Raw genomic sequence first — 23,486 nt, forward strand, 5'->3', positions numbered from 1 at the left:
CCGTTCGGCCGGCACCGCACGCCGGTCCTGCGCGGGCGGTACGGTTCGGTTCTGCGCGTCGCGATCGGGACGCGCGGCGACACGGAAAGAAGCGGAACGGAGCGAACGGTGTACGTGGTGGTCATGGGCTGTGGCCGGGTGGGTTCCTCCCTGGCCGCGGCGCTCGTCCGGCTGGGCAACGAGGTGGCCGTCATCGACCGCGACCCGAGCGCGTTCCTGCGGCTGGGTCCGGACTTTCCCGGGCACACGATCGTGGGCATGGGCTTCGACCGGGACGTGCTGGTGCGGTCCGGCATCGAGCGGGCCGACGCGTTCGCCGCCGTCTCCTCCGGGGACAACTCGAACATCATCTCCGCCCGTGTGGCCCGGGAGACCTTCGGCGTCGAGCGCGTCGTCGCCCGCATCTACGATGCCAAGCGCGCCGCGGTGTACGAGCGACTCGGGATCCCGACCGTCGCGACGGTGCCGTGGACGACCGACAGGTTCCTGCACAACCTCACCCATGAGAGCCAGACCGCCAAGTGGCGGGATCCGACCGGCACCGTCGCCGTCGCGGAGGTGTCGGTGCACGAGGACTGGATCGGCCGCAACGTCACCGAGTTCGAGGCCGCGACCCACTCGAGGGTCGCGTTCATCATCCGATTCGGCACCGGGGTCCTACCCGACCGCAAGACCGTGCTGCAGGCGGACGACCAGGTCTACATCGCGGCTGTCTCGGGCACCGTCGCCGAGGCGATCGCCCTCGCCGAACAGCCCCCCGCGGCCGACGACTGACCGTGCCGCGCCCGCAGGCGCAGCCGCAACACACGACCCGGAATCACCGAGAGGAACGCCGATGAAGGTGGCCATCGCGGGAGCGGGAGCCGTCGGGCGCTCCATCGCGCGCGAACTGATCCGCAACAACCACGAAGTGATGCTGCTCGAACGCAAGCTCGAGCACGTCGAGCCCGAATCCGTGCCCGACGCCAAGTGGGTGCACGCCGACGCGTGCGAGCTGAGCCTGCTCGAGGCCGCACAGCTCGAGCAGTACGACGTGGTGATCGCCGCCACCGGCGACGACAAGGCCAACCTGGTGCTGAGCCTGCTCGCCACCACCGAGTTCGGCGTCGCCCGCGTCGTCGCCCGCGTCAACGATCCGCGCAACGAGTGGCTGTTCGACGAGTCCTGGGGCGTCGACGTCGCCGTGTCCACGCCGCGCATGCTGGCGTCGCTGGTCGAGGAGGCCGTCTCGGTCGGCGACCTGGTGCGGCTGATGACGCTGCGCAAGGGCGCGAACCTGGTCGAGATCACGCTGCCGGACACCACCGTGCTGGCCGGCAAGCCGGTGCGCAAGCTGCAACTGCCCCGGGACGCGGCCCTGGTGACGATCCTGCGCGGCGGCCGGGTCATCGTCCCGCAGCCCGACGATCCGCTCGAAGGCGGCGACGAACTGCTGTTCGTCGCCGCGGCCGAGGTGGAGCAGGAACTGCGGGCGGCCATCGGCCTCTAGCAGGTCAGCGCGCGTCCTGGTCGGGGCCGGCTTCGGCGGCCCGGCCCGGGCCGGTCTCGACGGGCTCGTCGACAGCCTCGGGCGCCGGCTCGACCAGCCGATCGGCGCGGCGGACCGCCCACAAGGTCACGAGCAACGCCACCGCGGTCAGCGGCCATCCCATACCGATCCGGGCCACGGCGAGCCAGCCGGTCCGGTCGGCGTCGTACAGCTCGTGTTGCACGAAGTAGCGGGCCGCGAACACCAGCGCCCACGCCGCGGTCGCGATGTCGTAGGCGCGCACGGCGACGCGATGCCGCCGCCAGGACGATCCCTGCCCGTTGAGCATGCCCCAGATGACGCCGACCAGGGGCCGCCGCACCAGGATGGACAGGACGAAACCGGCGGCATAGAGCAGGCTGGTGTAGATGCCGAAGAGGAAGTAGCCCTTGGCGTCGCCGGTGCGGTAGGCGATGAACGCACACACGCCCACGCCGAGGAGCCCCGAGACCGCGGGCTGGACGGGGGTGCGCTGGACGAGCCGCCACACGAGGATGACGGTGGCCACGGCGAGGGCCGCCCAGATCGCGGCGGTCAGGCCCCAGATGCTGTTGACCGGAACGAACACCAGCACGGGCACGGTCGAGTAGACCAACCCGCTGAGTCCACCGAGTTGTTCCAGGACCGTCTGCTGCTTGTCGCTCACTCCTACGAGGGTGCCACAGCCCCACGCGGGCGCGGGGCGGCGCCGGGCGCTGGGGCACCGGCGCTCGGGTCAGGCCCGCTCGCGCAGTTCGTAATACGGGTTGTAGATGACCTTCGAGCCGTCACGCTCGCCGACGCGCCCGCGCACCAGCAGGGTCTTGCCCGGCTCGATGCCCGGAATGCGGCGACGTCCGATCCATACGAGCTTGACGGCCTCGGTGCCGTCGAACAGTTCCGCCTCGACGGCGGCGCTGGCGGCCTTCGGGCACGCCTCGACACTGCGGAGACGACCGAACATGGTCACCTCTTCGCCGCGCGCACAGTCGCAGGCGCGGCGGGCACCCGTCGCCTGGGCGGTTTCGGCGATCTCCTCGGCGTCGAGTTGCTCGAGATCTTCCGTGAGCCGACGGGTGAGTCGGCGGAAGTAACCGGCTGCGGCGGGTGCCATAGCGTGCTCCTGAGAAGGGCGCGGCACGGATCGCGGGCCGCGCATGGGGCTTTCCTGAGGGCCACTGTAGACCTATCCGCACAGGGCAACCACTCGGGTTCCCACCTGCTCGGACGGGTCCGGCAGGATCGGACCATGCGCTCCGCGAACACGTCCCCCGAACACGCCGGGGCCAGCACTTTCGTCGCCGTCGTCCTGCCCGGGACGGGCTCCGACGCCCGCTTCGTGGAGCGGGCGTTCGGCGGTCCGCTCGCCGCTGCCGGAATACGCACCGTCGCGGTCGACCCGGACCCGGCCCGCGTGGTCGGCAGCTACGTCGATGCACTCGAGCGCGCCGCCGCCGACGGTCCCGTGCTGGTGGGCGGGGTGTCGCTCGGGGCGGCCGTCGCGCTGCGGTGGGCGGCCGAGCACCCGGGGCGCACCGTCGGCGTGCTCGCAGCCCTGCCGGCGTGGACGGGCTCGCCGGAGGCCGCGCCGGCGGCGGCGAGCGCCCGTTGGACGGCCGGCGAGCTGCGCGCCCACGGGCTTGCTGCGGTCACCGCGGCGATGGTGGCGTCCAGCCCCGCCTGGCTCGGGGTCGAACTGGCCCGCTCCTGGCGGTCGCAGTGGCCGGGCCTGCCGGCGGCGCTCGACGAGGCGTCCCGCTACCGGGCGCCGGACCGGGACGAGCTGCGGACCGTCGAGGTGCCGGTCGGCATCGCCGCCGCCGTGGACGACCCGGTCCATCCCCTCGCGGTCGCGCAGGAATGGTGTGCGCACCTGAGGCGGGCCGCGCTGGGCACCGTCACCCTCGCCGGGATCGGCGCCGATCCCGCCGTGCTCGGAGCCACCTGTCTGGAGGCACTGCGCCGCGTCGGGGACTGACCCCGGGGGACCGGACCGTCAGAAGCCGAGCTGCTGCATCGCCGAACCCGACTCGCCGTGCCGCGGCCGGGGCGGCGCGGGCTGCTGGGGCGGCGCGGGCTGCTGCTGTTGCGCGGACTGCTGCGGCGGCAGGGGCTGCTGGGCCGCCGCCTGCTGGGCCGCCTGCTGGGCTGCCGCCTGCTGTTGCGCGGCGGCCAGCTGCTCCGCGAGGGCCTTCGGGAGCACCACCGGCAGCGGCGTCCGCACCGGATGCGGATCCTGGCCGCGCCGCACGACGGTCTCGGCGACGATGGCACGGGCCGTCTCCACCAGCGGCGAGTCGGCCGTCACCGAACCTGCCGGTCCGGCGACGACGCAGCGGATCATCCATCGGTAGCCGTCGACACCGAGGAAGCGCAGGTCCGCGTTCGGGGTGCTGCCCTGCAGCTCCCGACCCCACGGTCCGCTTTCGATGCTCACCGTCGCGTTGTCGCGGCGCAGCGACTCGGCCAGCTCGGCGGCCACCTCCCGCCACTGCCCCGGGGACTTCGGTGCCGCGTACGCGGAGACCGTGATCCGGCCGTGCTGGGTCACCAGATGCACGGCCTGCGGTTGGCCGTTCGGTGCCATCTCCACCTGGATCTGCCCGCCCGGTGGCAGCGGGACGAGCACCGACCCGAGGTCGAGCCGGCTACCGACCGCGTCCTCGCCGATGTCGTCGATGTCGTAGGGACCGCCCTCGGGCGCCTGCACCTCGTCGTCCACGGGCGCGGAGTCGAAGTCGCCCTCGTCCGCGAGGCCCGGAGCCTCGGCGTCCCGGTTCTTCCGGCGTCGTCCGAACATGTCAGGAACCTTCCTTCACCAGACCGGCGTGCCCACCGCTCGACCCGTATCCTCCGGCGCCGCGGCTGGTGTCGTCGAGGGAACCGACCTCGACGAAGTCGACGAGCTCGACCCTCTGCACGAGCAGTTGCGCGATGCGGTCACCACGACGCAGTTCGACCGCGCGGTCGGGGTCGTGGTTGATCAGGCACACCTTGATCTCCCCGCGGTAGCCCGCATCCACCGTCCCGGGAGTGTTGACCACGGAGAGCCCGTACTTCGCGGCCAGACCGGAGCGCGGATGGATCAGACCCACCGTGCCGACGGGCAGGGCCACCGCGATGCCGGTCCCCACCAGTGCTCGCCGCCCGGGCTCGATGGTCACGTCCACCGTGGTGCACAGGTCCACACCGGCGTCGCCGGCGTGTGCCCGCGCGGGCAAGGGAATCCCCGGGTCCAGGCGGAGCAGGGGGACGGCTGGAAGATCGGTCACGTGCACCGAGACTACTCTGATGGACGTGTCTCGAACCTCTCGACCCGATGCGGATGCGCAGCAGACGACCGGCGCACCGGTCTATTCCGAACGGATGTGGGTGCCGCTGTGGTGGTGGCCCCTAGGCCTGGGCGTCGCGGCGCTGCTGGCCGCGGAACTGCACATGGGGGCGCCCGGCCTGTACGCCTGGCTGCCGTACGTGCTGCTGTTGCCGTTCCCTGTCTGGGCGCTCGTGTGGCTGTCCCGGCTGCGGCTGGAGGTGACGGGCGGGGAGTTGATCGTCGGCCGGGCGCACCTGCCGCTCGAGGTGATCTCCCGCGGTGTCGTGGTGCCGGCGTCGGCGAAGAGCGCCGCCCTGGGGCGCCAGCTCGACCCGGCGGCGTACGTCCAGCACCGCCCGTGGATCGGGACGATGGTGCTCGTCGTGCTGGACGACCCGGACGACCCCACCCCCTACTGGCTGATCAGCACAAGGCGGCCGGCAGAGCTGCTGGCCGCCTTGGGGTGTGCCGACAAGACCGAACGCTGAACCGGGGGCGGCCGGTCAGCGCCGTCCCTACGGGACTCAGGCCGCGCCGTCCCTCCGGGACTCAGGCCGCGCCGTCCCTCCAGGACTCAGGCCGCGCAGTCCCGGCAGATCATCACTCCGTTCTCGTCGCTCGCGAGCCGGCTGCGGTGGTGCACCAGGAAGCAGCTCGAGCAGGTGAACTCGTCGGCCTGCTTCGGCACCACCCGCACCGACAGCTCCTCGCCGGACAGATCCGCCCCGGGCAGCTCGAAGGACTCCGCGGTGTCCGACTCGTCGACGTCCACGACGGCGGACTGCGCCTCGTTGCGTCGCGCCTTCAGTTCTTCGAGTGAATCCTCCGACACATCATCGGTTTCGGTTCGCCTCGGTGCGTCGTAGTCAGTCGCCATTTCCTCTACCTCTAGTCCTCGTGCAGGTGCCCTGCCGAAGGACACTGTTCATGTCCTTCGGCCCGGGCAACGCCCGACCGTCTCCGGAAGTTCCCACCGGCCGTATCCGGGTCCCGGACACGACCCGGGCCTTCCGCTGTCGAAAGCCTCGCCGTCGCCTCTTTCGACGACCTGGGCCGCCGAACAATAGCGGAAGTACCCACGGAAGCCGTAACCGATACACCCGGTCCGGGGAATTGTCGGTCAATTGTCACCAACACCACAGCAACTCGAGACATTCCACCGGTCGCCCACCTTCGCGGACCCCACCGGGAGGCCCTCTACAGTGGTCGCACACAACCCTTGGAGATGCGAGAGGCAGGGCGCCGTGGTTTCCCTGATCACCGAAGGCCGCGCGCGGGACGAACGCGGCCGGCCGTTCCCACGGCGCCGCGTCGTACCCGCCGCGGCCCTGTTCGCGGTCCTGGCGACGATCGGGATCGTGGTGTGGACATCGGTGTTCGCCGGCTCGGACCCGGTGTCCAGGACCGTGGCGTGCAACGCCCCGCCGACCGTCCCGTCGGAGCCCGGCGGACCCCAGCCGGCCCCCCTCGGCGAGGTGGTCGACCGTTCCGTCCTGCTCGACGTGGAGCCCGCTCCCCTGGCGGCGACGCGGGTGCGGGTGTTCAACGCCAACGGCGAGCGTGGCCAGGCCACCCACGTGGCAACCCAGCTGGCCGAATACGGATTCGCGAGCGCACCGGATGTGCAGGCCGGCAACGACCCGGTCTACATCGACCAGAACATGCAGTGTCACGGCCAGATCAGGTTCGGGGCGGCCGGGACCGCGGCGGCGAGCACGGTGTGGCTGGTCGCGCCGTGCGCCGAACTCGTCCGCGACGACCGCGCCGACGACACCGTCGACCTGGCCCTGGGCACCTACTCCAAGGAGATCGCGCCCAACGCCGACGCCGAGGAGGTGCTGCAGTCGCTGCGGGAGGCGCCGGTGGGCGCGGCCGCCGCGCCGCTCGACATCGACCTGCTGGCCGCGGCCCGCGACGCCCGCTGCTGAGCGCGCCGCGGACCGTCAGGCCGGGATCGGCGCGTCGGCGCCGAGCGCGGCGAGCAGGTCCGCGAGCTGTGTCGCGATGCCGGGCGCGGCGGCGACGGTGATCTCGCCGGCGTCGCCGGCTCCGGCCGGGAGTTGCACCCACGCGCCCGCCTCCGCGGCGATCAGCGCACCGGCCGCCCAGTCCCACGGTTGCAGGCCGTGTTCGTAGTGGGCGTCGACGCGCCCCGACGCCACCATGCACAGATCCAGGGCGGCCGCACCGATGCGGCGGATGTCCCGCACCCTCGGTAACAGCTCGGCCACCAGCGCGCCCTGCCGTTCGCGACGGTGCGGCGCGTAGGAGAAGCCCGTCGCGACGAGGGCGCGGGCGACGTCGTCGACCGGGTTGCAGCGCAGGCGCGTCACCGCTCCGCCGACGTCGGTGCGGGTGGCTCCGCGCCCGCGCGCGGCCGAGTACACGTCCCCGGCGGCGACGTCGACCACCGCTCCCGCCACGGACCGCCCCCCGACCTGGGCTGCCACCGACACCGCGTAGGCCGGGATGCCGTAGACGAAGTTCACCGTGCCGTCGATGGGGTCGACGACCCAGCGGACGCCGCTCGACCCGGTGTGGGCGCCGCCCTCCTCCCCGAGGATCGCGTCGCCCGGCCGCAACCGGGTCAGCAGCCGCCGGATCAGGTCCTCGGTCTCGGTGTCCGCCACCGTCACGGGGTCGGTGTCGGTGCTCTTCGTCCGCACCGCGCCGACGCGGTCGGTACCCGTGTCGGCGGGTGGGAACAGGTCGGGCCGCCGGGCGCGCACGTGACCGGCGGCCTCGGCCGCGACGGACACGGCGATCTCGCGCAGCAGGGCCGGGTCCGTGGTGACGTCGGGGGACAGCGTAGAGGGGCGGGAGTCCGGGGTGTCGGGCACCCGAGTATCCGAACACACTGTGCGGCACGGCACCACCCGCGCGGCGGCCACGTTCGGATTAGGGTGACGTCACGACAGCGGTCGCCCGCGGTGACTGTTCCGGTGACGAGAGGGAGCGCGAGATGACGCAGACGATGCACCCGGCCACGCCGGACCCGGACCTTCTCGGATTCGGTGTCGACGTCGGCGGCAGCGGCATCAAGGGCGGCGTCGTCGATCTGTCCACAGGCCGGTTGGTGGGCGAGCGCATCAAGATCCTGACCCCGCAGCCGTCCACCCCGCAGGCCGTCGCCGACACGGTCGCCCGGATCGTGGACGAGGCGCAGTGGACGGGACCGGTGGGGGTCACCCTGCCGAGCGTGGTGACGGGCGGCGTGGCGCGCACGGCCGCGAACATCGATCCGGCGTGGATCGGCACCGACGCCCGGACGTTGTTCTCGTCGGTTCTGGGCGACCGCCCGGTGAGTGTCCTGAACGACGCGGACGCCGCCGGCCTCGCCGAGGACCGCTTCGGCGCGGCCAAGGACGCGTCCGGGGTGGTCATCCTGCTCACGTTCGGGACCGGGATCGGCTCGGCGGTTTTGCACAATGGCGATCTGCTGCCGAACACCGAGTTCGGGCACATGGAGATCGACGGGATGGAGGCCGAGCACCGCGCGGCGTCGTCGGTCAAGGAGAACAACGAGTGGACGTACAAGCGGTGGGCGAAGGAGGTCTCGCTGGTGCTGTCGCGGTTCGAGGCCCTGTTGTGGCCCGACCTGTTCATCGCCGGTGGCGGGATCAGCCGCAAGCACGAGAAGTGGATCCCGTTGCTGACCAACCGCACACCCGTCGTTCCGGCCGCATTGCGCAACGCGGCCGGCATCATCGGGGCCGCCTACGCTGCGAAAACAGGTGTACTCCCCTGAGTCCTGCACATCGCGCGTGGCGGCGATCGTTACAATGGTGCACAGCCGGCTGCGAACCGGCCTGATCCCGACAGACCTCTCCGCCGGAACCACTCTGGCGCGACGCCGCACTACCTCGTCACGAAAGGGCGTACGTGGCAGCCACCGAAATCCACACGGCTGATTCCCCGAACGAATCGGCAGCCTCCGCGGACGCCGCGGATACCACGACCGGTACCGCACCCGCCACGAAGCGGCCGGCGAAGAAGGCCGCGGCCAAGAAGGCCCCGGCGAAGAAGGCGGCCGCCAAGAAGGCCCCGGCCAAGAAGGCCGCCGCCAAGAAGACCACGGCGAAGAAGGCCGCCGCCAAGAAGGCGGGCAAGCCTGCCGGCGACGAGTTCGAGGGCGAGGAAGCCGAGCTCGAGGATCTCGACGTCGCCGAGGCCGACCTCGAAGGTGCCGAGGACGTGGTCGTAGAGGTGACGGAAGCCGACGACGAGCCCAGCGACAAGGACAAGGCGTCGGGCGACTTCGTCTGGGACGAGGAGGAGTCGGAGGCGCTGCGGCAGGCCCGCAAGGACGCCGAGCTGACCGCCTCCGCCGACTCGGTGCGCGCCTACCTCAAGCAGATCGGCAAGGTCGCGCTGCTCAACGCCGAGGAGGAGGTCGAGCTCGCCAAGCGCATCGAAGCCGGCCTGTACGCCACCTACCGGCTGCAGGAGTACGCCGACAAGGGCGAGAAGCTGCCGGTCGCGCAGCGCCGCGACCTGAACTGGATCTGCCGCGACGGCAACCGCGCCAAGAACCACCTGCTCGAGGCCAACCTGCGTCTCGTCGTCTCGCTCGCCAAGCGCTACACCGGCCGTGGCATGGCATTCCTGGATCTGATCCAGGAGGGCAACCTCGGTCTGATCCGTGCGGTGGAGAAGTTCGACTACACGAAGGGTTACAAGTTCTCCACGTATGCCACGTGGTGGATCCGCCAGGCGATCACCCGCGCGATGGCCGATCAGGCCCGCACCATCCGCATCCCGGTGCACATGGTCGAGGTGATCAACAAGCTCGGCCGCATCCAGCGCGAGCTGCTCCAGGACCTCGGGCGCGAGCCCACCCCGGAGGAACTGGCCAAGGAGATGGACATCACGCCGGAGAAGGTGCTGGAGATCCAGCAGTACGCGCGTGAGCCGATCTCCCTCGACCAGACCATCGGCGACGAGGGCGACAGCCAGCTCGGCGACTTCATCGAGGACAGCGAGGCCGTGGTCGCCGTCGACGCGGTGTCGTTCACGCTGCTGCAGGACCAACTGCAGTCGGTGCTCGAGACCCTGTCCGAGCGCGAGGCCGGCGTCGTCCGGCTGCGGTTCGGCCTGACCGACGGTCAGCCCCGGACCCTCGACGAGATCGGGCAGGTCTACGGGGTCACCCGCGAACGGATCCGGCAGATCGAGTCGAAGACCATGTCGAAGCTGCGGCACCCGTCGCGGTCGCAGGTGCTGCGCGACTACCTCGACTGAGGATCGACGTCTAGAACTCTTCCGCTTCACGGCGATCGGCCGTCGGCTCCGCAGCCGACGGCCGTTCGCGTAGCCGGGGCACCACGGTGCGGGTGACGGGCTCGACGATCCGTGCCGCGACGGGTCCGAGCACCGCCGTGATCAGCACGTACGCCGAGGCGAGGGCGGCGAGCTCGGCATCCACCTGGCCGGAGGTGACGGCCAGTCCGGCGATGACGATGGAGAACTCGCCGCGGGCGATGAGTGCGGCGCCCGCGCGGGCCCGGCCCATGGTGCCGATGCCGTGCCGGTGGGCCGCCCACCAGCCGGTGGCGATCTTCGTCAGCGCGGTGACGACGGCGAGCAGCACCGCCCACCCCAGCACCGGGGGGATCGCGGTCGGATCGGTGTTGAGGCCGAAGAACACGAAGAAGATCGCCGCGAACAGGTCCCGCAGGGGCTCGAGGACGCGAGCCGCATTGTGGGCGGTCGACCCCGAGATCGCGATGCCGAGCAGGAACGCACCGACCGCCGCCGACACCTGCATCGCCGAGCTGACGCCCGCGACGAGGAGCGCGGCCCCGAGCAGCTTGAGCAGCAGCGTCTCGCTGTCCGGGCTGTCGAGCACCGCAGAGACGTAACGCCCGTACCGCAGCACCAGCACGAGCACGATCGTGACCAGGCCCAGGGCGATCGCGACGGCCTCGAGTCCACCGATCAGGCTGACCCCGGCGAGCACCGCGGTCAGGATCGGCAGGTATACCGCCATCGCGAGGTCCTCGAAGACGAGGATCGACAGCACCACGGGAGTCTCCCGGTTACCCAGACGGCCGAGGTCGGTCAGCGTCTTGGCGATGATGCCCGAGGACGAGATGTAGGTGATGCCCCCGAGGACGAACGCCCCCGTCGCACCCCAACCGAGCAGCAGCGCGATCGCCGCCCCCGGCGCGGCGTTGAGCACGAGATCGAGCAGACCCGCCGCGCGGGAACGTTTGAGCCCGGTCATGAGCTCGGAGGCCGTGTATTCCAGCCCGAGAAGCAGCAGGAGCAGGACCACGCCGATCTCACTGGCGACGTGACTGAATTCGCTGATGTCGCCGAGCTGGACGAAGCCGCCGGTGCCGAACGCCAGACCGCCGAGGAGGTAGAACGGGATCGGCGACATGGCGAATCGCGCGGCGACCCGTCCGAGCACCCCCAGGGCGAAGAACACCGCCCCCAGTTCGATCAGGGCGAGCGTGGTCGAGTTCATCCGTCAGCCGTTGCGCAGGATCCTGGCCGCGGCGTCCAGCCCGTCGGCGGTGCCGACGGCGACGAGGATGTCTCCCCCGGTGAGCACGAAGTCCGGTCCCGGTGACGGCGTCACCTGCCCCGCGCGCATCACCGCGACGACGGACACGCCCGTGCGGGTCCGCATCGCCGTGTCCCCGAGCACCGCCCCGTCGAAGCGGGAGCCGTCGTGGATGTGCAGCTGCCGGGTGATGATCCCGGGCAGCTCCCGGTGGTCCTCCTGGAGCTGGGCGACGAGCTGGGGCGCGCCGAGCAGGTTGCTCAGTGTGGCCGCCTCCTCGACGGTCAGCGGTAGCGAGGCGGCGCAGGCGTCGGGATCGTCTGCCTTCGAGATGATCAGGTCCGAATGGCCGTCCCGATGCGTGATGACCCCGATCCGACGACCCGACGCCAGCTCGAAGTCCTTGCGCACACCGATCCCGGGAAGCGGCGTCACTTCGACGTTCATGCCGCCAGAGTAGGGCTCACGGCGGACACGGGTGACGGCGCACCGTCAGAGATGTCCGAACCGTCCGTTTTCGTCGGGGAGGTAGTCGACGACTGCGGTGACCGCGGCGACAGGGAGGGGGCCGTAGAGGTGCGGGAACGCCATCCCCGCCGGATCGCCCGGCACGCCCGGCTCGAACCGCACCTCGTCCGCGAGCCGGGCCGGGTCGATGTGCAACAGCACCAGGTCCGTGCGGCCGGCGAACAACCGGTTCGCCGGCAGGTGCACCTGTTCCGGGGCCGACAGGTGCACGAACCCCTGCGCGGCGAGCGACTCGGGGGTCAACGTCCCGCTGCGCTGCGCCCGCTCCCAGTCGGCCCGCGCGCAGATGTGTACCAGCCGATCCGTCACCGCGACCCCTCTCGACGACCGTTCCGGGCCCGCGACGGCGCCGAGGGCTCTGCGCTGTGAGCGAACACCCCCAGCCGCGAAACCGCACGTCGTCGGCATTCGGCCGGTTCCGGGGTGAAACGCGACACGATTTCCGGAGGATTGGAACAACGCATGAACGGGAATCGTCTGACACAGTAGATCCACCGCGCCGGCCCGGTGCGGCGGACCAGACCCCAGGCAACCGACGACAGTGGTGGCCAGTTTGGAGGAGTCATGCCCGGAACGTTGACCAGCCCGAAGTTGACCGCCGCAGACCGCTGCGATCGGTGCAGTGCAGCCGCTCGCGTCCGTGCCGTCCTTGCCACCGGTGGCGAGCTGCTCTTCTGCGGCCACCACGCCAAGGAGCACACCGACCGGCTGCGTGAACTCGGCGCCACGATCGTGACCGAGTCCGACGCCGAAGCCGCCGTCTGATCCACCGTTCCGGAGCCGACCGACTCCGAGACCCGACCCGAAACGGGCGACCACCGCGAGTGGTCGCCCGTTTCGCCGTTCCGGGAGTGTGCCGTCGGCCGGTTCACCGTCGGCCGGCTCACCACTGACGCAGCAGGGCGATGCGGTCGCCCAGCTGCTCGGCCGTGGCGATCGCGGTCGGCGGGCCGCCGCACTGCCGCCGCAGCTCCCCGTGGATGACCCCGTGCGGCTTGCCGGTGCGGTGGTGGTGCATGGCGACGAGCGAGTTCAGTTCCTTGCGCAGCCGGGCCAGCGAGTCGGCGGTCGCCACCCGCTCGGCCACCTGCGGCGGCGGGACGGGGGTGGGCGGGGAGGCCGGCTTGTCCAGCTGCTCCTGCTGGCGGCGGCGCAGCAGCGCCCGCATCTGTTCGGCGTCGAGCAGCCCGGGAAGCCCCAGGTAGTCGGCTTCCTCCTCGCTGCCGGCGAACGTCGCCGTGCCGAACGAGGAGCCGTCGTAGATCACCTGGTCGAGCTCGGCGTCGGCGCCGAGCGCGGTGAACGCCTTCTCCTCCTCGCCGGGTTCGTCCTTGCGCCGGTTGGCGTCGGCGAGCAGGTCGTCGTCGAAGCCCTCCTTCTCGCGGTGGGGCTTGCCGAGCACGTGGTCCCGTTGGGCCTCGAGCTGGCTGGCGAGATCGAGCAGCACCGGCACGGACGGCAGGAACACGCTCGCGGTCTCGCCCTTGCGGCGCGATCGCACGAACCGGCCGATGGCCTGGGCGAAGAACAGCGGCGTCGACGCGCTGGTGGCGTACACGCCCACCGCGAGCCGCGGCACGTCGACGCCTTCGGACACCATTCGCACCGCCACCATCCAGCGCTGGGTGCTCGCATCGAACTCCGAGATGCGCCCGGAGGCCGTCGGGTCGTCGGACAGGACGAGTGCGGGCGCCTCGCCGGTGAGCTGCTCGAGGATCCTGGCATACGCGCGGGCCACCGTCTGGTCGCTGGCGATGACCAATCCGCCCGCGTCGGGCATCCCGCCCTGGCGCAGCTGCTCGAGCCGCGTGTTGGCGGCGGTGAGGACGGCCGGGATCCAGTCGCCGGCGGGATCGAGCGCGGTCCGCCACGCCCGGGCGGTCTGCTCGGCGCTGAGCGGCTCGCCGAGCCGCGCCGAGTACTCCTCCCCCGCGCTGTTGCGCCACCGGGCTTCACCGGAGTACGCGAGGAACACCACCGGGCGCACGACGCCGTCGGCGAGCGCGTCGGCGTAGCCGTACGCGTGGTCGGCCCTGGACTGCATGAGACCGTCGGCGTTCGGTTCGTACACCACGAACGGGATGGCGCTGTCGTCGCTGCGGAACGGTGTTCCGGTCAGGGCGAGGCGGCGGGTGGCGTCGCCGAACGCCTCCCGGATGCCCTCGCCCCAGCTCTTGGCGTCGCCGCCGTGGTGGATCTCGTCGAGGATCACCAGGGTGCGGCGCGCCTCGGTGCGGACCCGATGCTTGAACGGATGCGAGGCGACCTGTGCATAGGTCACCACGACGCCGTGGAAGTCGCTCGACGTCTGGCCCGTGGAGTTGGTGAAGTTCGAGTCCAGCGCGATGCCGGAGCGGGCGGCCGAGGCGGCCCACTGGTGTTTGAGGTGCTCGGTCGGGGCGACGACCGTCACCTGGTCGACGGTGCGGTCGCGCAGCAGCTCGCTCGCGACGCGCAGCGCGAACGTGGTCTTACCGGCGCCCGGGGTCGCGACGGCGAGGAAATCCCGCGGACCCGTCGCGAGGTACTTCGTGAGGGCCCGGCGCTGCCAGGCGCGCAGCTGTCCGGCGGGGGCGGAGGACGCTGTTCCGAGGGTCTCGGTGCTCACCGGCTACTCGTGCTCCTTCTCCGGTCGTGCAGGTGGTTTCGCTCTACGGCGACGTCGCCGGGCGGCGAACGGGCACCGCCGTGCGGTCGCCGGGCGGGCGACGGCCGTCGAGCAGCCTATCCCGGCCCGCGAGCCCGGCCCGCATCCGAACCGCCGTCCGTGACGCGGGCGACAGGAGACGATCATGACAGAATTCGCGGTCCCGTCGGCCCGCCGCCGCGCACCGCGGCGTGTCGTCAGGAATGCTGGAAGTACCCATGAGCGAGATATCCCCACCGGCCGGATCCACCGCCGCATCGAGCCCGCGACGGCGGCCGGTGCATCGCGGCCTACAGGTGATCGCCCGCACGGCGACCAAGGCGTGGGACGACTCCATCTTCAGCAAGGCCGCAGCCGCCGCCTTCTGGCAGACGCTGTCGCTGCCCCCGCTGCTGCTGGGCCTGCTGGGCAGTCTCGGGTACGTGGCCGGGTGGTTCGGGCCGGACACGGTGGAGATCATCCAGTCCAAGATCGTCACGTTCAGCCGCACGATGTTCAGCGAGAGCGTCGTCGACGACATCATCGGGCCCACGGTGCAGGACGTGCTGCTGCGGGGACGCGCCGACGTGATGTCCCTCGGGTTCCTGCTGTCGCTCTGGGCGGGTTCGTCGGCGATCTCGACGTTCGTGGACTCGATCGACGAGGCACACGACCAGCACGATCACCGGCATCCCGTCTGGCAGCGGTTCTTCGCGCTGCTGCTGTACGTGGTGTTCCTCGTGCTGGCGGTGTTCACGCTGCCACTCGTCGCGCTCGGGCCGACCATGATCGGACGCGCGCTGCCAGCGGCGTGGTACGACCTCGGCACCCGGCTGCTGGACACGTTCTACTACCCCGGCGTGGGACTGCTGCTGCTCGTGGGCCTGACGACGCTGTACAAGGTGGCGCTGCCGAGATCGCTGCCGTGGCATCGGCTGCTGGGCGGCGCGATCCTCGCGGGCACGTTCTTCATGGCGTCGAGCGCGGGACTGCGCTGGTATCTGCGGTGGGTCTCCGGGACCGGCTACACCTACGGCGCGCTCGCCACCCCGATTGCGTTCCTGCTGTTCACCTTCTTCCTCGGCTTCGCCGTCGTGCTGGGTGCCGAGTTCAACGCGACCGTGCAGGAGTTCTGGCCCGCCCGCGAGACCCGCATCGAGCAGATGCGCCGGTGGCTGGCCGAACGGGCCGCCGCGGCGCCCTCGCCGGCGGCGGCCGCGGTGACCGGCCTGACCCGGCGGCTCGGGACGGCGCCGATCCCGATCCGGCTACCGGACATCATGCGGCCGGACCAGCGGGAACCGGAGTCGTGCCCCGTGGACGCTCCGCACCCGCGCGCAGCGGAGAAGGCCGCCGGCGAACACGTCCCGGCGGCTCCGGACGAGACCGTCGATCAGTCGCCCCTGCGCAGGCCCTCGTAGACCTTCTTGCACTCCGGGCACACCGGTGACCCCGGTTTCGGGGAGCGCGTCACCGGGAAGACCTCGCCGCACAGCGCGACGACGTGGGTGCCCATGACCGCGCTCTCGGCGATCTTGTCCTTCTTGACGTAGTGGAAGAACTTGGGAGTGTCGTCGTCGGTGGTTTCGTCGGTGGTGGTATCCGGCCGTTCCTTGATGTCGGTGCTCACCGTTACATGATGCCGCACGCCCGGTGCAGATGCGCATGTGCATTCCGCGCGCGCGAGTGGGACAGTAGAGGGATGTCGAGAACTCCGGGTTTCAATGGGGACTACGACGACGGGTCACCCGAGAAACCGGTTCTGATCACCGAGGCGGCGTTGTCGCTGGAGGACCAGCACCGTGCGCGGGTCCGCAAGTACCTCACGCTCATGTCCTTCCGCATCCCCGCCATGATCCTCGCCGCCCTCGCGTACGCGGCGTTCGCCAATCCCTGGCTCTCGGTGGGCATCCTCGCCCTGTCCGTCCCGTTGCCGTGGGTGGCGGTGCTCATCGCCAACGATCGGCCACCGCGGTCGAAGGACGAGCCCAGCCGCTGGGACGGCCGCGGGGACGGGACCACCGCCCTGGAGGGCCCGCAGCCCCGCATCATCGAGGGCTGACCCGGCTCCCCGGTCCCCGGCGACGCGGCCTCGGGGTGCTGCCAGAATGCGGGGGTGGACCGCGACCTGCTGCTTTCGATCTGCCCCCCGTTGCGCACGGCGCTGACGCGCGCCCGGTTCGACACCGACACGCTGCTCGAGCTGCTCGGCCCCGACGCGCACGCCGCGCTCGGCCGGGGCGAGCCCGTGCCGGTGCGGCGGGCCGCGACGGGCGGTGGTGATCTCGGCACCCTCGTGCGCCTGTTCCTGGTGTGCGACACGCTGCCTGCCGCGGAGGTGGCCGCGGCGCTCGCCCCGGTCGACGTGGCGACGGCGATCGCGGCCGGGCTGCTCGAACGCGACGGCGACGGCGTGCGCGCGGCGCTGGATCTGCGACCGCTCGACGCCGGCACCGGCACCCGCTGGATGCTGTCGGACCTCGACGGGGCGATGCGCCCCCGGCCCACCCGCGAGGACCACGTGCTCGGGGTCGGGCACGCCTCGCTGTCGCTGCTGCAGGCCATGCCCACCGACCCGGTCGGCTCGGTGCTGGACCTGGGCACCGGCTGCGGCGTACAGGCCGTGCGCGCCACCGACTTCGCCGGCACCGTCACCGCCACCGACGTCAACCCGCGGGCACTGGATCTGGCCGCCGCCACGGCCGCGCTCAACGAGGTCGAGGTCGAACTGCTCGAGGGATCGTGGTTCGAGCCGGTGGCCGGCCGCCGCTTCGACCGGATCATCGCGAACCCGCCGTTCGTGGTGAGCACCGGACGGGTCGAGCACACCTACCGGGACTCGGGCCTGGACCTCGACGGCGCGAGCGAGCTGATGGTCTCCCGCGCCGCCGAGCACCTGAACCCGGGTGGGACCGCGGCGATGCTGGCCTCGTGGGTGCACGTCGAGGACGAGGACTGGCGACGCCGGATCGCCTCCTGGCTGCCCGCCCACGGGGTCGATGCGTGGATCGTGCAGCGCGACGTCGCCGACCCGGCCCTCTACGTGGGGACGTGGCTGCGTGACGGCGACGCCGACCCGCGGGATCCGGCGGTGGCGGCGCGCGCCGAGGCCTGGCTGGACCACTTCGAGCGGCACCGGGTCGAGGGCATCGGCTTCGGGTTCGTCTACCTGCGGCGCACCGACGCGCCCAGCGACGTGCTCGCCGAGGACCTGCGGCACGGCTTCACCGACCCGCTCGGGGCGGAGGCCGTCGGCTACTTCGAGCGGCTGGCGTGGTTGCGCGACCACGATGTCCTCGAGGCGCGGTTCGTCGTCCGGCCCGACACCGCCCTGGAGCGCGTGTACCTGCCGGGTGCGGACGGCTGGCGGCAGGTGGTGACGCGCGTGCACCGCGGCGGCGGCCCGAACTGGCAGCACGAGGTGGACGATCCCGCAGCGGCCCTGCTGGCGGGGATGCGGGCCGACGGCCTGCCGCTGTCGGAGCTGGTGGCGCTGCTCGCCGCCGCGCACGACGAGGACGAGCAGGCGCTGGCCGGGCAGGCGGTCCCCCTGGTGCAGGCGCTCGTCCGGCACGGACTCGTCGAACCCGTCCGGTAGGGCGGCCCGGCGGGCCGGAAAGTTACCCGCCGGTTCCCACGGAGGTGTGTTCTCAGCAACTTCTCAGGACCTGTTCGCCATATACGCAGGTCAGGGCGGTTCCCACGGAGGAACCCCGGGAACTTTCCCAGGGGTCCTGCGCGTTGAACGCATCGAGACACCACCGATGAGGAGGCACGTCATGGCACGCCCCGATACCACCGCCCGCGTCGATTCCGACCTCGACAGCCAGAGCCCGGCCGCGGACCTGGTCCGCGTCTATCTGAACGGGATCGGCCGCACGGCCCTGCTGAGCGCTGCGGACGAGGTGGAACTGGCCAAGCGGATCGAGGCCGGCCTGTACGCCCAGCATCTGCTGGAGACCAAGAAGCGGCTCACCGCCGCGAAGAAGCGCGACCTGGCGATCGTCGTGCGTGACGGTCAGGCCGCCCGCAGTCACCTGCTCGAGGCGAATCTGCGTCTGGTCGTGTCCCTGGCCAAGCGCTACACCGGCCGCGGCATGCCCCTGCTGGACCTGATCCAGGAGGGCAACCTCGGCCTGATCCGCGCCATGGAGAAGTTCGACTACGCCAAGGGCTTCAAGTTCTCGACCTACGCCACCTGGTGGATCCGGCAGGCCATCACCCGCGGCATGGCCGACCAGAGCCGCACGATCCGGCTCCCCGTCCACCTCGTCGAGCAGGTCAACAAGCTGGCCCGGATCAAGCGGGAACTGCATCAGCAGCTCGGCCGGGAGGCGACCGACGAGGAACTGTCCGCGGAGTCCGGTATCCCGGTCGAGAAGATCGGCGACCTGCTGGACCACAGCCGCGACCCGGTGAGCCTGGACATGCCGGTCGGCAACGACGAGGAGGCCCCGCTCGGCGACTTCATCGAGGATGCCGAGGCGACGTCCGCGGAGAACGCGGTGATCGCCGGGTTGCTGCACAGCGACGTGCGCAGCGTCCTGGCCACCCTGGACGAGCGCGAGCAGCAGGTGATCCGGCTGCGCTACGGCCTCGACGACGGCCAGCCCCGCACCCTCGACCAGATCGGCAAGCTGTTCGGTCTCTCCCGTGAGCGGGTCCGCCAGATCGAGCGGGAAGTGATGGGCAAGCTCCGCGAGGGCGACCGCGCCGAACGCCTCCGCGCCTACGCCAGCTGACCGGGCAGTCGGCCGGACGATCCCCGAGAACCGGGCTGGGTTCTCGGGGATCTTCGCGTCCGCGGACCGCCGCGGCCGTCAGCGCAGCCGGCGGGGGCCGAGGTCAGCGCAGCCGGCGGGGGCCGAGGTCGAGGGGGTGCGGCTCGGGGCCGATCCGCAGGTGCGCGTCGGTGATCTCCGCGCCCGTGGGAGACGCGAGGACCGGTTCGCACGCGATCTCCCGCACCTCCGGCAGATCGTCGGCGAGAGCGGAGATGCGCTGGACCAGGTCGACGAGCGCGGCCTTGCTGACCGGCTCGGTGTTGCGGTAGCCGGACAGCAGCGGCGCCGCCTTGGGTGCGTCTATCAGCTCGACCGCCTCGTCCTCGGTGACCGGCAGGACCCGGAAAGCGCGGTCGCCGAGCAGGTCGGAGATGACCCCGGCGAGACCGAACGAGATCAGCGACCCGAACGACGGGTCGTCCTGCACCTGCACGACGCAACCGATGCCCTTGGTGGCCATCTTCTGCACGTGCAGCAACGGCTCCCCGGAGACCGCGGCGAGGTCACGGTACGCGATCCGCACCGCCTCGGGCCCGAGCAGATCCAGCCGCACCCCGCTCAGGTCCGGCCGGTGCCGCCAGTGGGCGCCGGTCGCCTTCACCGCGACGGGGAACCCGATCTCCTCCGCGGCGGCGACGGCCTCGTCGGCCGTGGTCACCGCCCGGAACTCGGCGATGTGCACGCCGTAGCACGCGAGCAGCAGCGCCGCCTCGGTGTCCGAGAGCCAGCGTCCGTCCGGCGACGTCGCCAGCCACCCTTCGACCAGGGTGCGGGCCTTGTCGGCTTCGATGCCCGCCGGACGGACGACCTGGGACGCCGGACGGCTGCGCCACTTGGCGTACCGCCACGCCCGGGCCAGCGCGAGCGCCGCCCGCTCGGGCCCCGGATACGACGGCACCGAACCCCGGGTGGGGTGGCCGTCCGGTCCGCGCACGGCGAGCACGTCGGGCAGGCCCTCGGTGGCGAGGAACGTCGTCAGCACCGGCTTGTCGGTGCCGGCGACGGCGTCGCGCAGGGCCTGCGCGTACGGCTCGACCGTCACGGCGACCGGGGGCACGAACACCGCGATCACCGCGTCGACATCGGCCGCCTCGAGCGCGTGGGCGACGGCTGCCGCGAACTGTTCCGGCGAGGCCGCCGCCCCCAGATCGACGGGTTCACCGACGTGCAGGCCCTCGCTGCGGGCGGCGTCGACGGCGAGCACGCCGAGGGCCGTGGAGTTGCCCACCACCGCGACGCGGGGGCCGGCGGGCAGCGGCTGGTAGCCGAACAACAGGGCGGAGTCGAACAACTGCGCGATCGAACCCACCTGCACGACGCCGGCCTGCTCGAACAGGTCCCGCACGATGGTGTCGTCCATCTCCCCCGTGCGGGCCGCGAGGACCGGGGGCACGGCGTGGCGGCCGCTCTTGACGGCGACGATCGGCTTGCTGCGGGCCACGCGCCGCGCGATACGCGAGAACTTGCGCGGATTGCCGAAGCTCTCGAGATACAGCAGCACCACCTCGGTGGCCGGATCGGTGTCCCAGTACTGCAGCAGGTCGTTGCCCGACAGGTCGGCGCGGTTGCCGGCAGAGACGAACGAGGACAGGCCGACGCCGGTCTTGGCCGCCTCGTCGAGGATCGCGATGCCCAGCGCGCCGGACTGGCAGAAGAAGCCGACGTTGCCGGCCGCGGGCAGCACGGGCGCGAGGGTGGCGTTGAGGCGGATCTCCGGATCGTTGTTGGCGACGCCGAGCGCGTTCGGCCCGATCAGCCGCATGCCGTGCGCCCGGGCCGCGTGGGCGAGGCGGCGTTCCGCGACCCGGCCCTCCGGACCGGTCTCGCCGAAGCCGGACGACACGACGAGCAACGCCTTGACGCCCTTCGCGAGGCAGTCGTCGAGCACCGCGTCGATGGCGTCGGCCGGGACCGCCGCGATCGCGAGGTCGATGTCGTCGGGGATGTCACGGACGGTCGGATAGGCCCGCACGCCACGCACCGAGCGGTGCTCGGCGTTGACCGGATAGACCGGGCCGGTGAAGCCGCTGCGCAGCATGTTGACCAGGACCGCGTTGCCGACCTTGCGGCTGTCGGTGGACGCGCCGATGACGGCGGCACTGCCCGGGCTGAGCAGGTTGCGGACGCTGCGGGCCTCGGCGGCTCGTTCGCGGGCGTTACGCACCGACACCAGCGCCTCGGTGGGGTCGATGGCGAACTCGAGTCGCACCACGCCGCCCTCGAAACTGCGGCTGACCTGGTAGCCGGCCTCCCGGAACACGGTCACCATGTTGCGGTTCTCGGCCAGCACCTCCGCGACGAAGGTGTGGAGGCCGTTCTCGGCGGCGGCCCCGGCGAGGTGCTCGAGCAGGATCGGACCGAGGCCGCGGCCCTGGTGCGCGTCGGCGACGGTGAATGCGACCTCGGCGGACAGGCCGTCGCCCTCGGGCAGACCCTCGTAGCGGCCGACCGCGATGATCTCCCCGCCGAGCAGGGCCACGAACGCGACCCGCCGGTGGTGGTCGACGACGGTGAAGTTGAACAGGTCCCGTTTCGACATCGTCGGGTAGGGGCCGAAGTAGCGGAGATAGCGGGTGCGCTCGGAGAGTTTGCTGTGGAAGTCCACGAGCAGGTCCGCGTCCTCGGGGACGATGGGCCGCAGGTGCACGGCCTTGCCGTCGGCGGCGAGGACGTCCGCCACCCAGTGCTTGGGGTAGTTGCGGGCGACAGCGAGTGCGCGCTCGCGGGCGGCCTCCTTCTCCGCCTGTGCGCGGGCGGCGGCATCGACCGGCTCGCCGGCGGCCGCGTCGGCCGGCCCGCCGGCGGCGTCGCCGTCGGGGGTCTGCCCCGCGGTGACCGCGGGGCCGTGGGCCGTGTTCTCGGATTCAGTCACGCGGGTCCTCCGGGTCCAGGCCGAGCAGCGGGAAGCAGGCCCGGCGGGTGGCGACGATGGCCGAGTCGACGCGGCTGAGGGCACGATCGAACGATGCGACGCCGGTCTCGGGGGTACCGCCGGGGCCGTCCCACGGCAGATACGCCACGTCGCCGCCCTCCCCCATCACGGTCGGCAGATCGACCCCCGGCGCCATCGCGGCGACCCGCTCGCGCCACTCGTCGGGGATCGGGGTGGCGGGGTCGATCTCGCGGTCGAGTACGGCTGCGATCAGGTGGGTCCAGGATCTCGGCACCACCCGCACCAGCCCGTAGCCGCCTCCGCCCACCGCGAGCCACCGGCCCTCGCAGTGCCGGTCCGCGAGCTCGCGCATGGCGAGATACGCCGCGCGCTGGCCGTCGACGGTCAACGAGAGGTCGGCCAGCGGATCCTCCCGGTGGCTGTCGGCACCGCACTGGCTGATGATGATCTGCGGCCGGAACGTCGCGACCGCGGCGGGGACGACGGCGTGGAATGCGCGCAGCCACAGCGCGTCGACGGTGCCGGGCAGGACCGGCAGGTTGATCGCGGTCCCCTCGGCGGCGCCGGTGCCGACCTCGCTGGACCAGCCGGTGTTCGGCCACAGCGTCGCGGGGTGCTGGTGGATGGAGACGGTGAGCACCCGGGGATCGCTCAGGAAGGCGTGCTGCACCCCGTCGCCGTGGTGGGCGTCGACGTCGATGTAGGCGATCCGGTCGAAGCCGTTGTCCAGGAGCCACGAGATGGCGATGGCGGCGTCGTTGTACACACAGAATCCGGCGGCCCAGTCCGCCATCGCATGGTGCATCCCACCGCCGATGCTCACCGCCCGCCGGGTGCGGCCGGCGGCGATCTCCCGGGCGGCGGCGAGGGTGCCGCCTGCGAGGACGGCACTGGCCTCGTGCATGCGCGGGAAGATCGGATTGTCCTCGGTGCCGAGACCGTGCGGGGCCTCCGCCCCGGCGGTCGAACCTGGCGGCAGGCTGCCGGCGTGCTTGACGGCCTCGACGTAGGCAGGGGTGTGGATGCGCAGCAGCTCGGCGTCGGTCGCGGCCGGCGGACGCAGGGTCTCCACCCCCTCGAGCAGGCCGAGGCCGCGGGACAGTGCCATCGTGAGATCGAGCCGGGTGGGATTCATGGGATGAGTCGGGCCCCACCGGTAGTCGAGGAAGTCCGGGCTCCACACCACCACTCGGTCGCCGCTCGGATGTGTCGGATCGCCCGTCGCGGCGGAGGTCGTGGTCATGGCCACAAAGCTACTGCGCCGTCCGGGGCGATGCGAGTGCCGCAGGGCCCCGGCGCGCCTGCCGCAGGCCCCGCCGGGCGG

At 71.7% G+C, this 23,486-nt stretch carries 25 protein-coding genes; 12 read left to right on the forward strand and 13 right to left on the reverse strand.

The window, feature by feature from the left end:
- The first annotated feature begins 108 nt into the window (after positions 1-108).
- Together OCS65_RS16690 and OCS65_RS16695 are read left to right on the forward strand one after the other, a co-directional pair.
- Positions 109-774, forward strand: a complete 666-nt coding sequence (locus tag OCS65_RS16690) for a potassium channel family protein (protein WP_006938124.1) — start codon at positions 109-111, stop codon at positions 772-774.
- A 61-nt stretch (positions 775-835) separates the two neighbouring features.
- A complete protein-coding gene (locus OCS65_RS16695) occupies positions 836-1,489 on the forward strand; it encodes a potassium channel family protein (protein WP_006938125.1) in 654 nt (217 codons plus the stop codon).
- A gap of 4 nt (positions 1,490-1,493) precedes the next feature.
- Here the strand turns inward: OCS65_RS16695 and OCS65_RS16700 are convergent, their stop codons facing one another.
- Together OCS65_RS16700 and OCS65_RS16705 are read right to left on the reverse strand one after the other, a co-directional pair.
- Entirely contained in the window at positions 1,494-2,174 is a 681-nt protein-coding gene (locus OCS65_RS16700) for a DUF3159 domain-containing protein (RefSeq protein ID WP_006938132.1), read from the reverse strand.
- A 69-nt stretch (positions 2,175-2,243) separates the two neighbouring features.
- Entirely contained in the window at positions 2,244-2,621 is a 378-nt protein-coding gene (locus OCS65_RS16705) for an OB-fold nucleic acid binding domain-containing protein (protein ID WP_006938133.1), read from the reverse strand.
- Positions 2,622-2,756: 135 nt separating this feature from the next.
- Between OCS65_RS16705 and OCS65_RS16710 the strand changes: the two genes are divergently transcribed.
- Positions 2,757-3,485, forward strand: a complete 729-nt coding sequence (locus OCS65_RS16710) for an alpha/beta fold hydrolase (protein ID WP_006938136.1) — start codon at positions 2,757-2,759, stop codon at positions 3,483-3,485.
- Positions 3,486-3,503: 18 nt separating this feature from the next.
- Here OCS65_RS16710 and OCS65_RS16715 read toward each other — a convergent pair whose 3' ends face one another.
- Positions 3,504-4,307, reverse strand: a complete 804-nt coding sequence (locus OCS65_RS16715; protein WP_231772875.1) for a DUF3710 domain-containing protein — start codon at positions 4,305-4,307, stop codon at positions 3,504-3,506.
- Between the two features lies 1 nt (position 4,308).
- Positions 4,309-4,779 (reverse strand): dUTP diphosphatase, encoded by a 471-nt coding sequence (gene dut, locus OCS65_RS16720; protein WP_029543411.1) that lies wholly within the window; start codon positions 4,777-4,779, stop codon positions 4,309-4,311.
- Between the two features lie 19 nt (positions 4,780-4,798).
- On the opposite strand from dut, the gene OCS65_RS16725 reads away from it, so the two are divergent.
- A complete protein-coding gene (locus OCS65_RS16725) occupies positions 4,799-5,308 on the forward strand; it encodes a DUF3093 domain-containing protein (protein ID WP_006938139.1) in 510 nt (169 codons plus the stop codon).
- Between the two features lie 86 nt (positions 5,309-5,394).
- Here OCS65_RS16725 and OCS65_RS16730 read toward each other — a convergent pair whose 3' ends face one another.
- Complete coding sequence (locus OCS65_RS16730) at positions 5,395-5,697, reverse strand: DUF4193 domain-containing protein (protein WP_029543409.1); 303 nt, start codon at positions 5,695-5,697, stop codon at positions 5,395-5,397.
- Positions 5,698-6,064: 367 nt separating this feature from the next.
- Between OCS65_RS16730 and cei the strand changes: the two genes are divergently transcribed.
- Complete coding sequence (gene cei, locus OCS65_RS16735; protein ID WP_006938142.1) at positions 6,065-6,748, forward strand: envelope integrity protein Cei; 684 nt, start codon at positions 6,065-6,067, stop codon at positions 6,746-6,748.
- Between the two features lie 15 nt (positions 6,749-6,763).
- On the opposite strand, the gene OCS65_RS16740 is transcribed toward cei, so the two are convergent.
- Positions 6,764-7,660, reverse strand: a complete 897-nt coding sequence (locus tag OCS65_RS16740; protein WP_006938143.1) for an inositol monophosphatase family protein — start codon at positions 7,658-7,660, stop codon at positions 6,764-6,766.
- Between the two features lie 122 nt (positions 7,661-7,782).
- Here OCS65_RS16740 and ppgK point away from each other — a divergent pair, with 122 nt between their 5' ends.
- Positions 7,783-8,568 carry a polyphosphate--glucose phosphotransferase gene (gene ppgK / locus OCS65_RS16745; RefSeq protein WP_006938148.1) on the forward strand — a complete coding sequence of 262 codons (786 nt, stop codon included), beginning with the start codon at positions 7,783-7,785 and terminating at the stop codon, positions 8,566-8,568.
- Between the two features lie 134 nt (positions 8,569-8,702).
- On the forward strand, positions 8,703-10,061 hold the full coding sequence (locus OCS65_RS16750) for an RNA polymerase sigma factor (protein ID WP_006938149.1): 1,359 nt from the start codon (positions 8,703-8,705) through the stop codon (positions 10,059-10,061).
- 10 nt (positions 10,062-10,071) lie between these two features.
- Here the strand turns inward: OCS65_RS16750 and OCS65_RS16755 are convergent, their stop codons facing one another.
- The 3 genes from OCS65_RS16755 to OCS65_RS16765 are packed head-to-tail and all read right to left on the reverse strand — an operon-like array spanning position 10,072 to position 12,168.
- Positions 10,072-11,292, reverse strand: coding sequence for a cation:proton antiporter (locus OCS65_RS16755; protein WP_006938150.1), 1,221 nt, complete (start codon positions 11,290-11,292; stop codon positions 10,072-10,074).
- A gap of 3 nt (positions 11,293-11,295) precedes the next feature.
- A complete protein-coding gene (locus OCS65_RS16760; protein ID WP_029543402.1) occupies positions 11,296-11,778 on the reverse strand; it encodes a cation:proton antiporter regulatory subunit in 483 nt (160 codons plus the stop codon).
- Positions 11,779-11,823: 45 nt separating this feature from the next.
- The gene (locus tag OCS65_RS16765; protein WP_185712721.1) at positions 11,824-12,168 is read right to left on the reverse strand and encodes a DUF952 domain-containing protein; all 345 of its coding nucleotides are present in this window, start codon (positions 12,166-12,168) and stop codon (positions 11,824-11,826) included.
- A 255-nt stretch (positions 12,169-12,423) separates the two neighbouring features.
- Here OCS65_RS16765 and OCS65_RS16770 point away from each other — a divergent pair, with 255 nt between their 5' ends.
- On the forward strand, positions 12,424-12,624 hold the full coding sequence (locus OCS65_RS16770; protein WP_003935586.1) for a DUF7455 domain-containing protein: 201 nt from the start codon (positions 12,424-12,426) through the stop codon (positions 12,622-12,624).
- 118 nt (positions 12,625-12,742) lie between these two features.
- Here OCS65_RS16770 and OCS65_RS16775 read toward each other — a convergent pair whose 3' ends face one another.
- Positions 12,743-14,467 carry a DEAD/DEAH box helicase gene (locus tag OCS65_RS16775; RefSeq protein ID WP_029543398.1) on the reverse strand — a complete coding sequence of 575 codons (1,725 nt, stop codon included), beginning with the start codon at positions 14,465-14,467 and terminating at the stop codon, positions 12,743-12,745.
- A 257-nt stretch (positions 14,468-14,724) separates the two neighbouring features.
- On the opposite strand from OCS65_RS16775, the gene OCS65_RS16780 reads away from it, so the two are divergent.
- Complete coding sequence (locus tag OCS65_RS16780; protein WP_029543396.1) at positions 14,725-15,906, forward strand: YihY/virulence factor BrkB family protein; 1,182 nt, start codon at positions 14,725-14,727, stop codon at positions 15,904-15,906.
- On the opposite strand, the gene OCS65_RS16785 is transcribed toward OCS65_RS16780, so the two are convergent.
- Positions 15,879-16,115, reverse strand: a complete 237-nt coding sequence (locus OCS65_RS16785) for a DUF3039 domain-containing protein (protein WP_029543394.1) — start codon at positions 16,113-16,115, stop codon at positions 15,879-15,881. The genes OCS65_RS16780 and OCS65_RS16785 overlap by 28 nt on opposite strands.
- 72 nt (positions 16,116-16,187) lie before the next feature.
- On the opposite strand from OCS65_RS16785, the gene OCS65_RS16790 reads away from it, so the two are divergent.
- The 3 genes from OCS65_RS16790 to OCS65_RS16800 all read left to right on the forward strand — a co-directional run bounded on the left by OCS65_RS16790 (position 16,188) and on the right by OCS65_RS16800 (position 19,227).
- Entirely contained in the window at positions 16,188-16,547 is a 360-nt protein-coding gene (locus OCS65_RS16790; RefSeq protein ID WP_006935000.1) for a DUF3099 domain-containing protein, read from the forward strand.
- Positions 16,548-16,601: 54 nt separating this feature from the next.
- Positions 16,602-18,083 carry a DUF7782 domain-containing protein gene (locus OCS65_RS16795; RefSeq protein WP_050035133.1) on the forward strand — a complete coding sequence of 494 codons (1,482 nt, stop codon included), beginning with the start codon at positions 16,602-16,604 and terminating at the stop codon, positions 18,081-18,083.
- A 181-nt stretch (positions 18,084-18,264) separates the two neighbouring features.
- Positions 18,265-19,227, forward strand: a complete 963-nt coding sequence (locus OCS65_RS16800; RefSeq protein ID WP_006935004.1) for a sigma-70 family RNA polymerase sigma factor — start codon at positions 18,265-18,267, stop codon at positions 19,225-19,227.
- A 103-nt stretch (positions 19,228-19,330) separates the two neighbouring features.
- Here the strand turns inward: OCS65_RS16800 and OCS65_RS16805 are convergent, their stop codons facing one another.
- Positions 19,331-21,949 carry a bifunctional acetate--CoA ligase family protein/GNAT family N-acetyltransferase gene (locus OCS65_RS16805; RefSeq protein ID WP_231772918.1) on the reverse strand — a complete coding sequence of 873 codons (2,619 nt, stop codon included), beginning with the start codon at positions 21,947-21,949 and terminating at the stop codon, positions 19,331-19,333.
- A 184-nt stretch (positions 21,950-22,133) separates the two neighbouring features.
- The gene (locus OCS65_RS16810) at positions 22,134-23,405 is read right to left on the reverse strand and encodes an acetoin utilization protein AcuC (RefSeq protein ID WP_029543391.1); all 1,272 of its coding nucleotides are present in this window, start codon (positions 23,403-23,405) and stop codon (positions 22,134-22,136) included.
- Between the last annotated feature and the right edge of the window lie 81 nt (positions 23,406-23,486).

It is taken from the genome of Rhodococcus aetherivorans, assembly GCF_025722975.1.
In the GTDB taxonomy this organism is placed as follows: domain Bacteria; phylum Actinomycetota; class Actinomycetes; order Mycobacteriales; family Mycobacteriaceae; genus Rhodococcus; species Rhodococcus aetherivorans.